Annotated in this window: 1 protein-coding gene and 1 pseudogene; both read left to right on the top strand. The window is 36.8% G+C overall.

Annotated elements, in window-relative coordinates; translation table 11 throughout:
* Positions 1-222 (top strand): annotated as a pseudogene (locus tag ACFIKG_RS09780) (hypothetical protein); the annotation flags it as partial.
* A gap of 10 nt (positions 223-232) precedes the next feature.
* Positions 233-448, top strand: coding sequence for a hypothetical protein (locus ACFIKG_RS09775; RefSeq protein ID WP_375652250.1), 216 nt, complete (start codon positions 233-235; stop codon positions 446-448).
* The last annotated feature ends 161 nt before the right edge of the window (positions 449-609 follow it).

The following is a 609-nucleotide window of genomic DNA, read 5'->3' as shown; positions in this document are numbered from 1 at the left end:
GAGATTAAAGAACGTGACGAGGAAATTGAAAAACTTAAACAAAAGATAGATGCGTACCGAGAAGAGTTTAAACGGAAAAGTGAAAAGATACAGGCACTAAAAGCAGATGTGCAATCACGTGATGCGGAAATTCAAAGACTAACACAAAAGCTTAAGCCGCGTGATGAAGCAGTAAAAGCGCCGGCTCATAAGAATAAGAAGAGTAAGAAGAAGGGTAAGTGAGGAGAGAGGGATGGGCTTAATTGCACTTATTATATCTTGTATTGCTAATTTGTGTTCATGTTATGCGGTTTATACCAATTTTAAAAACATAAAAATGCTTAGACAAGCGATAAATGAAAGAGACGAAATAATAAAAGAGCAAGCAAAGCTCATTGAAAAATTATCTTTTCCTAACGTTTCTTATTGTGTGAATTGTAGTAAAATTGTGTGCAGAGAAGTCGTTTAAAGCACCATTCTAAGAAAAAACAATCATTAAATACAGGTGATTTAGATGCTTCATGCAATCCTTTGTTTTGATCTAGGTACCAAAACGGGGTGGGCGATACGTGGTGCAAGTGGTGACATATTCAGTGGTACCGTGAATTTTCAATCGCGCCGTTTTGAAGG

The organism is Bartonella sp. LB28NMGDW, from assembly GCF_042194435.1.
In the GTDB taxonomy this organism is placed as follows: Bacteria; Pseudomonadota; Alphaproteobacteria; order Rhizobiales; family Rhizobiaceae; genus Bartonella; species Bartonella grahamii.
Note: the sequence above shows the minus strand (reverse complement) of the source record. Positions and strands in the feature narration are given on the sequence as shown.